This window comes from Acidobacteriota bacterium (assembly GCA_026707545.1).
Lineage (GTDB): Bacteria > Acidobacteriota > Thermoanaerobaculia > Multivoradales > Multivoraceae > Multivorans.
The window spans coordinates 748690-761402 of the sequence record JAPOWR010000001.1 but is presented as its reverse complement, the minus strand read 5'-3'; the positions used below and the strand labels follow the sequence as shown (position 1 = coordinate 761402).

Below are 12713 nucleotides of genomic sequence, written 5' to 3'. Positions count from 1 at the left end.
GCGGCTACGGAGGCGCCGGGCGCCCGCGGTACAGCTCGTACGACCGGCTGTGCCGGTTCGACAGGTCGACGTCGCGGCCGCGGACGATCACGTGGCGGACTCCGGTCCGGACCTCCAGCGGGTCGCCGTCGGTGACGATCAGGTTCGCCCACTTGCCCGGGTCGATCGAGCCCAGACGATCGTCAAGGCCCAGGATCTCCGCCGCGCCCAGTGTCAGAGCCCGAAGCGCCGCCTCGGCTTCGAGGCCGAAAGCGACTGCGGTCGCCGCCTCGTACGGCAGGGCCCTAGCGTTCGACGCGTCGAAGGTGCCGAAGGCAATCGGAACGCCGGCGCGATGGAGTTCGCCCGGCGCGGCGAAGGGGCCGTCGTACGGGTCGTCCTCCTCTACCGGCAGCGCCTGCACCGAGTTGAGGATGACCGGCACCTTTTTCTCGGCGAGCAGATCCGCCTCCTTCGCCGCGTCGCGTCCCGAGGCCACGACGAGCTGCAGACCGTGTTCTTCAGCGAACGATACGGCGTCACGAATCGCCCGGGCCCGATCGGCGACGACCAGGAGCGGCAGTTCGCCACGCGCCACCCTTGCTACGGCCTCGAGGGCGTGATCCTGCTCCACCGCCGCAGCGGAACCGGCGTTCGAGCGCGTGTGGTCGTACTGGCGTGCCGCCTCGATCCAGTCGCCGAGCTCGTCAACCGTCCGGTCGTAGTCCCGCTTCGCCTCGGAGAACTTCTTCTCCCGGACGCTGAAGGTCGAGAAGTCGAACTCCCGGGTCGCGAGGCTCGGCCACTCGAGCACCACGCCGACACTCTTCTCGACTTCCATCTCCTCCACCGTCCAGCCGTCGAGGAGGATGACCGACGCCTGGCCCGCCCAGGGTCCGCCGCTGGGCGCCGTCAACGCGTGCGTGGTGCCGTTCTCCCTGGTCACCGGAATGATCTCGCTCGCGGGATGAACCCCCTCGATCGCGAGCAGATGCGGCGTGTCGCCCAGCTCCTCCTGGTCCAGCGTGGCGGAGATCGAGTCGATCTCCACCAGGCCGAGAACGGTCCAGGCATTGAACAGCCCGGGATAGACGTGCAGGCCGCGAGCGTCGATCACTTCGGCGCCCCTCGGCGTCGCGACACCCGAACCGGCCGCCTCGATCACGCCGTCCCGCACGACGACCGTGCCGGTGTAGGAAGCGCCCGAAACGGGGTGCACCGTGCCGCCCTCGATCGCCAGCGTCTGGGCGGCCGCCGGCCCGCCGAAGGCCGCCAGGGCCAGCGCCAGCGTCGCCGCCACGGCGCTCCTGCCGTACGCACGGGTCATGGCTCGTCTCCGCCGTCCTCACTCGCGGGCTCGGTCAACGACTGCTCCAGCGCGGCCAACTGCTCCCGCCGGAACCGGTCCAGTTCGCGGTCGAAGTAGACCTTGCCGTCCACGAGAGTGGTCTGCACGACGGCGTAGGAACTCAGCGGATGCCGGTCGTAGATCACGAGATCGGCGTCCTTGCCGACCTCGATCGAACCCACGCGGCCGTCGATGCCGAACTGCCGGGCGGGGTTGATCGTGACCAGGGCGAGCGCCGCGTCGTCGGAGAGACCGCCCCACCTGACGGCCTTGGCCGCCTCGTGGTTCAGGTGGCGCATCTCCTCCGCGTCGTCCGAGTTGACCGAGACCAGAACGCCGCGATCCGCCATCAGGGCCGCGTTGTGGGGAATCGCCTCGTAGGCCTCTACCTTGTAGGCCCACCAGTCGGAGAAGGTGGACGCGCCGGCGCCGTGGGCCGCGATCTCGTCCGCCACCCGGTAGCCCTCCAGCACGTGCTGGAGCGTGGCGATCCGGAAGCCGAGTTCTTCGGCCAGCCGCAGCAACTGGAGGATCTCATCGGCCCGGTAGCTGTGGGCGTGCACCAGGCGTTCACCCTCCAGGATCTCGACCAGCGCCTCGAGCTCGAGGTCGCGCGCGGGCGGCCGGCTGCGTTCGCCGGCGGCTTCCGCCGCGCGATGACGCGCCCATGCGTCCCGGTACTCGGCGGCCTCGGTGAACGCTTCCCGGATGACATCGAGGACACCCATCCGGGTCGCCGGGTAGCGGCGCGGCCCCGGCCCGAAGGACCGTGACCGCTTCGGGTTCTCGCCGAGCGCGAACTTGATGCCCGGCGCTGCACCCTCGAAACGCATGCCGTCGGCGTCCTGGCCCCAGCGGAGCTTCAGCACCTGGTTCTGGCCGCCGATCGGATTCGCGCTGCCGTGGAGCACGTTGATCGTCGTGACGCCGCCTGCGAGCGCCCGGTAGATCGCGACGTCGGTCGGATCGACGACGTCCTCGATCCGCACCATCGCGGTCACCGCCAGGCTGCCCTCGTTGACACCCCCCGCGGTCGCGATGTGCGAGTGGGCATCGAAGATGCCCGGCATCACGTAGCGTCCCCGGGCGTCGATCACGTGCGCGCCACGGGGCGGCCTGAGGCCGCTGCCGACCCTGGCGATCCGGCCATCCCGAACGACCACCGTGCCGTTCTCGATCGTCTCGCCCGCCATCGTCAGGACGGTGGCGCCCGTGATCGCCAGCACGTCGTCCTCGCGATAGGGACCGGTCATCGGCACCATCGCGTCGCCGGCGAGTTCCGCGTGCTTCTCCGCCACTTCGGCCAGCCGCATCGGTGCGGGCGCTTCGCTCGACCCGCCGCGTGGACCACCCGGACCGCGAGGACCGCGTCCCCGCCGTCGCGGTTCCTCCGGTTCTTCGGCCTCCTCGGCCGTTTCCGCCTCGGATGTGCTTTCCGCGGCGGTCTCTTCGCTCCCGCCGTGGTCCCCTTCGTCCTCGGCGTCTTCACCGTCCGATACGGCGTACCGGACGCCGTCGATGAACACCGCCTCGACCCGGCTCGACTCCTGCCACGGGTAGCCGTCGGCCAGCACGAGGTCCGCCGCCATTCCGGCGGCCACCGTGCCGATTCGGTCATCTAGACCGTGCACCGCCGCCGCGTCCCGGGTAAGTGCCTGAAGCGCCCGCGCCGGTTCGAGGCCGCCCTCGATCGCCCGGCGCACGCCGGCCAGGAAGTCGTCCGCGCTGTTCGCGCCGCCGGAACCGAGCGCGAACTGCACGCCGGCCTCGGCCAGTTCGACCGGCGTCGTCGGCGCCAGCCGCTCGTGGAGGATCTCGCGAAGCGGCCGGTCCGCGTCCGGATCCCGGTCACGCTCCGGCAGAGGCTCGGGCCAGTCGACAAAGGCGAGCACCGCCACGCCGGCATCCGCGAGCTCGCCGGCGAGGCGATAGCCTTCCTGGCCGCCGTACAACGCGAAGTCGAGACCGAGTTCCTCTCCGAGCCGGAGCGCCCGGTTGATCTCGACCGCGCTCGAGCCCGGCAGGAGGATCCGTTCCTCTCCCGAGGCGACAGCCGCCAGCGGCGCCAGGGTTCGATCGAACTCCGGCCGCCGCCAGCCGGAGGGATCGGCCTCGTAGGCGCCAGTCGCGGCGGCGTAGTGGGCCGCGTCCAGGAGCAACTGCCGGAAGTAGGCGACCCGGCCCATCAGAGCGCCGGGATAGGAGCCGAAGCCGCCGCCACTGCTAAGGGAGGCCACCTGGGCCAGTTCGGGGGCGACCACCTGATGTTCCGCGTCGCGACCGGGCGCGCCCAGCCGAACCAGGGACAGCCGGCCCGGGAACAGCCCGTCGCCCGGCCTTGCCGCGATCGAGGTGACACCGGCCTTCCGCCAGTCCTCGACCGCCTCCGCGTCCAGCGTGAGGTCGTCGGCCGCCCGCTTCCAGGGGGTCGTCAGCGGGCGATCCTCCGGGCCGCGAGGCAGGGCCCGGTCGGGGTCCGACCGGCGCCGCTGGCCGCCGGGCGTCGGCGCGCCGGCGCCCGGACCGCCGGGAGGACGCCGAGGCTGCGGGAGACTTCCCATCGCGTCGATCAGGCCCGGGTAGACCGTGAGTCCCTCGCCGTCGATGACCCAGGCGTGAGCAGGGATCGCAACGTCCTCGGCAACGGCTGTGATCGTGCCGTTCTCGATGACGACGGTTGCCTCTTCAAGGACCGTACCGTCGCCGACCTCGACCCGCACGCCCTCGATGGCGTAGAAGGGAGGCGGCTCCGGAGGAGGACCGGCAAGGAGCGGCAGGGCGACCAGCACCCCTGCGGCTGCCAACCGAAGCGCCCGTCCGGTCGTGGCGATCAACTCCATGGCGAACCGCGGGAGCCTAGCAGTCCGGCAAGCCGTTGCGCGGACACCAATCGGCCAGCGTGCAGTTTGCGCAGTCGGGCCGTCGCGCTGAGCAGACGCGACGCCCATGCCAGATGATCGCGTGGCCCATGAAGATCCACGTGTCCTGCGGCAGCCGGTTCATCAGGTCCCGCTCGACCTTGACCGCATCCTTTTCGGGGCTGATGCCCAGGCGCCGGGCAAGGCGGCCGATATGCGTGTCGACCACGACGCCGACCGGCTTCCTGAACCAGGTGCCAAGCACCACGTTCGCCGTCTTGCGCGCCACGCCGGGAAGGGTGATCAGGTCCTCCATCGTGTCCGGCACCTCGCCGCCGAACTCGTCCACGATCTTCCGCGCGGCACCGAGAACGCTCTTCGTCTTGTTGCGGAAGAAGCCGGTGCTGCGAATCTCCTGCTCGAAAACGATCGGGTCCGCGTTCGCGAAGTCCTCGGCGGTCCGATAGCGCCTGAACAGCGTTTCCGTCACGAGGTTGACCCTCACATCGGTCGACTGGGCGGAGAGGATCGTCGCGATCAGGAGTTGAAGCGCGTTCTCGTGCCGGAGTTCGCAGTCCGCGTCCGGGTACAGCCGCTCCAGTTCGGCGAGCACCTCCTGGAGCGCCGGCTCCGGGATCCGTTCGAAAGCCCCCTCCGCTTCCACCATCTACGGTCGCAGCAGGTCGAGCACCGCCAGCGTCATCGCCTCGACTCCGGCGCGGATCGACGGCTCGGGTTCGATCCGGAAGAAGGGCGAGTGGTGTCCCGGCACCGGCGGTCCGCCGGCCTCCTCCGCTTCCAGGTCGGCAGGGTCCGTGCCGCCGACGTTGAAGTAGGTGCCGGGCACCTTGTGCTCCGTGCGGACGAAGTACGCGAAGTCCTCGGCGCCCATGCCCGAGGGAGGCGCGCTGTAGAACACGTCATCGCCCATGCCGGCGGCGATCGCGGCCCGCACCCGCGCCGCAAGCTCCGGGTCGTTCATGGTGACCGGCGTCGATTCCTTCGTGCGCACCACCTTCGGCAGCAACGGGGCCGGAAGGCCGGCCGCCCTGCCGACACCCTCCGCGATCCTCTCAATCGCCGACAGCAACTGCTCCCGCGTCTCCTCGTTGTTCGCCCGCACCGTGAGCTGCAGTTCCACCCGGTCCGGGATCACGTTGTGCTTGAAGCCGCCGTGGATCGCGCCAACCGTCACGACACCGGGGTCGAGCGGGTTGAGCTCGCGGCTGACGATGCCCTGGAGCGCGACGACGAGCTGCGCCGCGATGTAGATCGGGTCCTTGCCCCGGTGCGGCGACGCCCCGTGCGCGCCGACTCCGAACACCGTGATGTCGACGCTGTCCGAGGACGACGCGAGCAGGCCCGGCGGCACCTCGATCTTCCCCGCCGGCCTGCCCGCCGAGACGTGGAGCGCCAACGCGTAGTCCGGCACGCCGAAGCGCTCGTACAGGCCGTCCTCCAGCATCTCGCGGGCGCCCATGATCCGCTCTTCCGCCGGCTGGCCGACGAACATGACCGTGCCCGACCACCGGTCGCGCATCGCGGCGAGCCGCCTCGCCACGCCGACCATGGTCGTGATGTGCATGTCGTGTCCGCACGCGTGCATGACCGGGACTTCCTCGCCCGAGAGGTCGATCTGGGTGACCGTCGAGGCGTAGGGCAGCTCGGACTTCTCCGCCACCGGCAGGCCGTCCATGTCGGCCCTCACGAGGACCAGCGGGCCGTCGCCGTTCTCCATCATGCCGACGATTCCCGTGCGGCCGATCCCCTCCGTCACCTCAACGCCCGACTTGCGGAGTTCATCCGCCAGGCGGGCGGCCGTCTCGTGCTCCAGGAAGGAGAGCTCAGGGTTGCGGTGGAAGTGCTCGAAGAGCGATTTCAGTTCGTTCCTGTAGTCCTCGGCGATGGCGTCGGACAGGTCCTCGGCGGCAGCCGCCGCGGGCCCTCCGAGGAGCGTCGGCAACAGAAGCACTATGGATAGCAAGGAACGGTACCGGCGCATCGCTAGCCCACCGTCTCTTCGATCAGTGCCAGGAAGTCGTCAGGCAGGCTGCTCGTCCTGGCCAGGATCCGACCCTGTTCATCGAGGAGCAGGTAGGTGGGAAACGCGCTGACGTCCAGGACCTTCGTCAACTCGCTCGTCATGCCGACGTGCCAGTTCACCCACGGCATCGGCTCCTTCTCCATGAACTCGACCGCCGTCTCCAACTCCGCGTCGACGCTGACGGCCAGCAGGACGAAGCGGTCCGCGGGCAGCTCGGCGACCAGTTCCCTCAGCGTCGGCAACGCCGCGATGCAGGGCTTGCACCAGGTCGCCCAGAAGTCGAGGAGCACGACCCGGCCCCGGTAGTCGGCCAATGCCTCCTCGACGCCGTCCATGCGGCTGCCGGTCAGATCGGCCACGACACTCCCGACCGTGGCATGCCGGATGCTGCGAATCAGGTCCGCCTCGGCATCCGCGAAGGTTCCTGCGCCCATCCTCATCCCGAACAGGAGCGCCTCGTCCTCGACGCCCGCGCTCAGTCCTTCCGCAGCGTCGAGAGCGGCCTCCTTTCTGGCCGTGCGCTCATCCTCGGACAGCGCTTCCGCGTTGACGGCCGCCATCCGCCCCAATGCCAGGTAGTAGCGACCGGCCGCACGCAGCACCCGATCCTCGGCCTCGCTCGCCAGCTCCTCGAAGAACCTGTCCGTAGCGGGCCGCGAGGATTCGCCGTCGTTGCGGAAGCGCCGGAGCATGTTCATCCGGGAAAGCGTCATTCCCCACGCCCCGAAGTCCGGGACGTACTCGAGAAGAGCTTTCGCTCCCCGGTAGGCGTACTCATCGCCCCTGGCCGTCATCGCGGCCTGGTTGGTCAGAAACTGCGCCGCGTCGACCGACCGCTCGTGCGTGCCGCCCTCCTCGAGAATCGCGATCGCGGCCGCGGCTGCTCGTTCTGCATCAGGTGGCCCGGAAGCCTCCTCGCCATCCTCTGAAGTCTCGGCATCGTCGTCTGGCCCCAGACTGTTCAGACGATGCTGCATCCACTCGCGCTGACGGCTCATGTAGTCCGTCACGACCTCCCAGTCGGGACCGACTTCAGCGACCAGCGCAGCGAGTTTCTCGTCTGAATTCGAGCCCTCTTCGCCGACCGTCCCGCCGTAGGCCGCCGGAAACAGCAAGAGCACCATGCCAAGTGCCGCGAGTGTGCGATTGGACGCGTTCATAGAACAGGGACCTCCCAAGGGACAGGGGCGTCTGGATGTCCCTATCCTAGTGACCGTCAGTTTTCGAAGCCGATGGGTTCTATGTTGCAGATCGAGTAGGCGACCGGACGGCGGCGGGTCCAGGCCGGTTCCACGGTGATGGAACGCCAGTCCTCGATGACCGCTTCGAGGTTTGCGACCTCTTCCGGCCGCTCTGCGGCGAGGTCCGTCTGTTCCCGGACATCGGTGGACAGGTCGTAGAGAAAGCCGCCGGGCGCGTCCTGGTTCGGCTTGATCAGCTTCATGTCGCCGCTGCGGACGGCGACCGTCGGATAGTTCCGCCACACGAGGCGGCCGTCGCCTGTCGCTTCGGCCGACCCGTCGAGCAGCGGCATCAGGTCGTGTCCGTCCAGTTCGAGATCGGCAGGCGCCTCTGCTCCGGCTGCCGCCAGGGCGGTCGGCAGGATGTCGAGCGTCGACACCGGCGCGTCGACCGTGGTCCCGGCTGACACGGCCGCCGGCCAGCGCACTAGGTAGGGCACGCGGACACCGCCCTCGTAGTAGGTCAACTTGCCGCCGGAGAGCGGCTCGCAGGAGCACAGCCCGGGGAAGTAGCCGGCACAGCCGTTGTCGGACAGGAAGACAACCAGCGTGTTGTCGGCGATCCCGGCTTCGTCCAGCGCGTCCAGGATGCGGCCGACGGCGTCGTCGAGGGCGGCGATCATGCCGAAGTAGATCCGCCGCAGCTCGTGCTCTTCGTCTGGGAACCGGTCGTAGTACTCCTCCGTGACCTGGAACGGCGAGTGGGGCGCGTTGAACGCCGAGTAGAGGAAGAACGGCCCCTCCGCGTGCCGTCGGATGAAGTCGACCGACTCGTCGCCGAAGACGTCCGTGATGTAGGCCGGCTCGTCGACTACGGTCTTCTCCGGCCCCCGGACGATCAGGTTGCCCGCCTGGCGCGTCGGCGGCGCAGGCGGCTGTGTTCCCCGGACGACGAGATCGGTGCGCGGATCGTCCGGCGGCCGCCTCCTGAACTCCTCGTCGACCGACATCGATACGGCGCCTTGTGTCCTGCGGTTGATGAACCGCGTGGCGCCCGAGAGGTGACCGTAGAACTCGTCGAAGCCGCGATTCGTCGGGTAGTGCTCGTCCTTGAAGCCCAGGTGCCACTTGCCGACGATCCCGGTCACGTATCCGGCCGCCTTCAGGTGGTCGGCGATCGTCAACTCGCCCGGGATCAGACCGACGTCCGGCACTTCCGGCGCCTGGCGCGCGTTGTACTCAAACCCGTAACGCTGCTGGTAGCGACCCGTCAGCAAGGCCGCCCGCGACGGTGAACACACCGGCGTCGTCACGTAGCCCTGAGTGAAGATCGCCCCTTCGCGACCGATCCGGTCGATGTTCGGGGTCTGCAGCCGGTCGCCGTAGGTCGAGACGTCGGCGTATCCGAGGTCGTCGGCCAGGATGACGACGATGTTCGGCGGTGGAGCGTCCGCGGACGCTTCCTGCTCGCCGCCGTCCCCTTCCGGGGAGCAGGCAACCGCCAGCACCGCCATGAGGAGCACGACTGCAATCGGGACGTGAACTTGTTCGCTCATCCGAGATCTCCGTCGGTTTCTGCGTCTAGGTCAGTAGCTGGACTGTACAGAAAGGGACCACGTTGCTACAAGACGCTACAGTTGCTACGCTGCCGCGCATGATCACCATCACCCAAAGGCAGTTGCGCAACGACTCCGCCAAGATCCTCCGGGCAGTTCAGGAGGGACAGTCCATGATCGTGACCCGGAACGGCACACCGGTGGCCGAACTGCGACCCGTAGCTGCCCGCCGCTACGTATCCCGCAGCGTACTCAGGGAGGCGGCTCGAACCGCTCCCAGGATCGACGCGAGCCGGTTCCGGGCCGACATCGACGCGGTCGTCGATCCGTGGGTCGATGTGTAGGCACGGACTTCTGGACACGTCGGTCGTGATCGACCTCGACCTGATCGAGGACGCCAGTCTTCCCGAGCAGTCCACCGTCTCGGCGATCACGCTTGCCGAACTCACGGTCGGCCCGCTGGCTGCCGGCAGGGACGAAGAAGAACGCGCTCGTCGCCAGGACCGTCTGCAGTGGGCAGCGGCGACCTGGGATCCGCTGCCGTTCGACGCTCTGGCGGCCCGCGCGTACGGTCGCATCTACTCAGCGCTCGTGGCAAGGGGCCGGGTCGGACGCCGACGTTTCGCCGATCTGCTGATCGCCGCCACGGCGCTGGCCAACGACCTGCCTCTCTACACCCGGAACGCCGCCGACGTGAAGGGCCTCGACGACCTGATCACGGTCCGCTCCGTGTAGCACCGGCGAGCTTCCAGGCGTAGTCCAACGCGTGGCCTAGCGAGTCGGTGAACGCCTTGCCCTGCCAGGCGATGTCGAACGCCGTGCCGTGGTCGACCGAAGTGCGGATGATCGGCAGACCGACCGTCACGTTGACTCCCCGCTCGAAGCCATAGAGCTTCATCGGCGCATGGCCCTGGTCGTGGTACATGCAGACGACGGCATCGAAACGGTCGAGATGGATCGCCTGGCGGAAGACCGTGTCCGCGGGATGCGGGCCCGACACGTCGAGGCCGTCCGCCACCGCGGCCTCAATCGTCGGCCGGATGATCTGCTCGTCCTCGGCACCGAACAGGCCGTGCTCCCCGGCATGCGGGTTCAGCCCGCAGACGGCGATCCGAGGACTCTCGATGAACCGCGACAACGCCTCGTGGGTCAGATCGATCACCTTGCGGATCCGCACGGGTTCCACCCGCTCGATCGCCTCGCGCAGGCTGACATGCGCGCTGACGTGGGTCACCGCCAACTCCGGCACCGTCAACATCATCGCGAAGTCACGGGCACCGCACAGTCCGGCGATGAACTCTGTGTGCCCCTTGAAGTCCGGCCGGGAGGCTCTGGTCGCTTCCTTGTTCATCGGCAAAGTCACGACCCCCGCCACCTTGCCCGCCAGCGCGTCACGCGTGGCGCGGTCCACGTAGGCCAACGCTGCCGCGCCCGCCTCTGCATTGAGCACTCCCGGCGTCACCCGGTCAGCACTCAGCAGCCCCAGGTCGCGGACGTTCAGCGCACCGTCCGCAGCCTCGTCCGGTTCTCTTACCAGGCGGATCGACACATCCAACCCCAGCACAGCCCCCGCGCTCGCCAGCACCGCAGCGTCGCCATACAGCACGACCTCACTGCCCAGCAGCCCCTCCGCAAACCGCCGGACCGCGATCTCCGGGCCAACGCCCGAAGCATCCCCCATCGTCACCGCCATCGGCCGGCTCCCCATTACCGCAATCTACTCCGCCCCTTTCCCCACCGCACCATCCACCGACAATAAAACGTCGCCGGCTCCATCCCTCGGCAACGACCGCCAGCCCGGGGCGGTCCGGGGGAGGGGGTCCCAGCGAGCTTGGAGTGAGCGACTGCCCAAGCCCCATCATCGGCCGAAGCCAACCGGAGCGAACGGAACGCAGCGAGCCCCACCCTCCACCCCACTCAGAGAAGGCGAGCGTTCGCTGGGACCCCCTCCCCCGGACCGCACCAGGCGGGTGTGCCCGGCGCCCGGCGGACGGCGGCTGCCGCTCGTGTAGATTCGCCGCTCCGCCCGCAAGCGAGCACACGAGGAGCATCCATGGCCGAGTACATCCCGAGTCCGATCAAGTGGGTCCGCGACCAGGTGGAGCTCTACGAGGGCAGTGGCGGCACCGAGGGCGTCGGACTGCGGGACACCGGCCTGCCGTGCATCATCGTCACCCACACGGGCAACCGGACCGGCGCCATCCGCAAGACGCCGCTGATGCGCGTGAAGGACGGCGACAGCTACGTGCTGGTCGCCTCGAAGGGCGGTGCGCCCGCGAATCCCGAGTGGGTTTCGAACCTCCGGGCCCACCCCGATGTCGAGATCAGGGACGCCACGGAAGTTCAGGCGATGCGCGTGCGGGAGGTCGAGGATGCCGACGAACGGACCCGCGTCTGGGCACTGGCCGTCGAGGCGTTCCCGCCGTACGAGGACTACCGGAACAAGACCTCCCGCACGATCCCGGTGTTCATCGCGGAGCCCCTGTAGCAGCCGGGGGCGACTCAGCTACTGGGACGGATGCCCTCCGACCCACACGGGACTCGACCAGGCCATCGCGTCGTTCAACTGGCGCACACGGACGAAGTAGTAGTCTCCCTGACGCGGCGTCTCGGTGTCCGTGTAGCGGAACGTGAGATCCCGCGGGCCGTCCGGGCGGACGCGCCGCAGGGTGACCGAGTCGCGGTGGTAGTTCTCGATCGGCAACGGCTTGTCCAGCCGGCCACCTTGCATTTCCAAGAGCGGCAGCCGCACCCTGGCGCCCGGAATCACGGCTCGCGGCCGATAGAACGGGGGCGCCGAACCGGTCTCGGCCGCTTCCTCCAGCTCCACGACGATCGCCGCTCCCGGCTGCACGTCGGCGACCGAGAGTCTCAGTGAACTCGTCTCGCCGCGGGTGTTCGTCCGGAAGACGGCGCCGTTGCCGTTCTGCTCGACGTTTTGGGTCGTCGGGTTCGCGAAGTCCGTGCCCTCGATGGAGACCAGCGTGGCGCCGGCCACGGTCAGTTGACCCCGCCAGTGCCGCCAACCCCGCGGCGCGTCGCCCAGATGAACCGGGGTTTCTTCGGAGTAGAACGTGAGCAGCAGGTCGGCCGGCGCGCCGCCGCCGGTGTCGAGCGAGTAGTCCTCGCTCCAGAGTTCCTCCTCGTTCTTGATCAGCGCGATGGAGCCGATCGGAGCGGTGCCGATCACCCGGCCCGTGATCTCGCGGGTGTCCGAGAACGGAGCCCGCGCCCCCATGCCGATCCCGTTCACCTCGAACTCGAGGATGATCCGGTCCCCGGTCGTGGCGTAGGTGCGTCGCGCCTTCATCCCGTCGAAGATCGCGTCGCGCGACCTCTCCGGCGCCAGCACCGCACCGAGGCCGCCCCGCTGCGCCAGCGAGGTCCGGTTCGGGGCCGAATAGCCGGGGTGCGAGAGATGGTCGTCCGAGGCGGCGACGACGCCCACCTGGTGGCCGCGTGACAGGTACTCCTGCATGAACCACTCGAAGGTCCCGTGCATCGACATCATCTCGACCAGTGGCTCCAGGCCCGGATGCGACTGGCGGAAGTCCCCCGGGTTGTGGGCGTGCGGGATGACGACGACGTCGCGGCGGTCGTAGCGGGTGTCGAGTTCCCGGTAGAGCTCGGACAGGGTCGGGAACTCGAGCACCGAGATCACGTCCTGGTCGCCGACCGTCCGGTAGAGGGGGATTACATCGGAAACTAGCCAGCCATAGCTGACTGGCTATAGGCTGTATGGCATCT

Annotated in this window: 11 protein-coding genes; 3 read left to right on the top strand and 8 right to left on the bottom strand. The window is 68.8% G+C overall.

The annotated features are described in order from the left end of the window. Nucleotides 1–4 precede the first annotated feature (4 nt). The 6 genes from OXG83_03045 to OXG83_03020 are packed head-to-tail and all read right to left on the bottom strand — an operon-like array spanning nucleotide 5 to nucleotide 8966. Nucleotides 5–1306, bottom strand: a complete 1302-nt coding sequence (locus OXG83_03045) for an amidohydrolase family protein (protein MCY3963992.1) — start codon at nucleotides 1304–1306, stop codon at nucleotides 5–7. After that, a complete protein-coding gene (locus tag OXG83_03040) occupies nucleotides 1303–4167 on the bottom strand; it encodes an amidohydrolase family protein (GenBank protein MCY3963991.1) in 2865 nt (954 codons plus the stop codon). Before OXG83_03040 ends, OXG83_03045 begins: the two co-directional genes overlap by 4 nt. A gap of 16 nt (nucleotides 4168–4183) precedes the next feature. Next, complete coding sequence (nth, locus tag OXG83_03035; GenBank protein MCY3963990.1) at nucleotides 4184–4852, bottom strand: endonuclease III; 669 nt, start codon at nucleotides 4850–4852, stop codon at nucleotides 4184–4186. Further along, nucleotides 4853–6148 carry an amidohydrolase gene (locus tag OXG83_03030; protein MCY3963989.1) on the bottom strand — a complete coding sequence of 432 codons (1296 nt, stop codon included), beginning with the start codon at nucleotides 6146–6148 and terminating at the stop codon, nucleotides 4853–4855. A gap of 41 nt (nucleotides 6149–6189) precedes the next feature. Then, nucleotides 6190–7389 (bottom strand): TlpA disulfide reductase family protein, encoded by a 1200-nt coding sequence (locus tag OXG83_03025; GenBank protein MCY3963988.1) that lies wholly within the window; start codon nucleotides 7387–7389, stop codon nucleotides 6190–6192. A 56-nt stretch (nucleotides 7390–7445) separates the two neighbouring features. Beyond that, on the bottom strand, nucleotides 7446–8966 hold the full coding sequence (locus OXG83_03020; GenBank protein ID MCY3963987.1) for a sulfatase-like hydrolase/transferase: 1521 nt from the start codon (nucleotides 8964–8966) through the stop codon (nucleotides 7446–7448). A 98-nt stretch (nucleotides 8967–9064) separates the two neighbouring features. On the opposite strand from OXG83_03020, the gene OXG83_03015 reads away from it, so the two are divergent. Both OXG83_03015 and OXG83_03010 read left to right on the top strand, forming a co-directional pair. Further along, on the top strand, nucleotides 9065–9310 hold the full coding sequence (locus tag OXG83_03015) for a type II toxin-antitoxin system prevent-host-death family antitoxin (protein MCY3963986.1): 246 nt from the start codon (nucleotides 9065–9067) through the stop codon (nucleotides 9308–9310). Beyond that, a complete protein-coding gene (locus OXG83_03010) occupies nucleotides 9303–9701 on the top strand; it encodes a type II toxin-antitoxin system VapC family toxin (protein MCY3963985.1) in 399 nt (132 codons plus the stop codon). The genes OXG83_03015 and OXG83_03010 overlap by 8 nt, the downstream gene beginning before the upstream one ends. On the opposite strand, the gene pdxA is transcribed toward OXG83_03010, so the two are convergent. Then, a complete protein-coding gene (gene pdxA, locus OXG83_03005) occupies nucleotides 9682–10674 on the bottom strand; it encodes a 4-hydroxythreonine-4-phosphate dehydrogenase PdxA (GenBank protein MCY3963984.1) in 993 nt (330 codons plus the stop codon). The genes OXG83_03010 and pdxA overlap by 20 nt on opposite strands. Nucleotides 10675–11019: 345 nt before the next feature. Here pdxA and OXG83_03000 point away from each other — a divergent pair, with 345 nt between their 5' ends. Beyond that, nucleotides 11020–11454, top strand: coding sequence for a nitroreductase family deazaflavin-dependent oxidoreductase (locus OXG83_03000; GenBank protein ID MCY3963983.1), 435 nt, complete (start codon nucleotides 11020–11022; stop codon nucleotides 11452–11454). Between the two features lie 18 nt (nucleotides 11455–11472). Here OXG83_03000 and OXG83_02995 read toward each other — a convergent pair whose 3' ends face one another. After that, nucleotides 11473–12627: a DUF3604 domain-containing protein gene (locus OXG83_02995; GenBank protein MCY3963982.1), complete on the bottom strand. Its 1155-nt coding sequence runs from the start codon at nucleotides 12625–12627 to the stop codon at nucleotides 11473–11475. Between the last annotated feature and the right edge of the window lie 86 nt (nucleotides 12628–12713).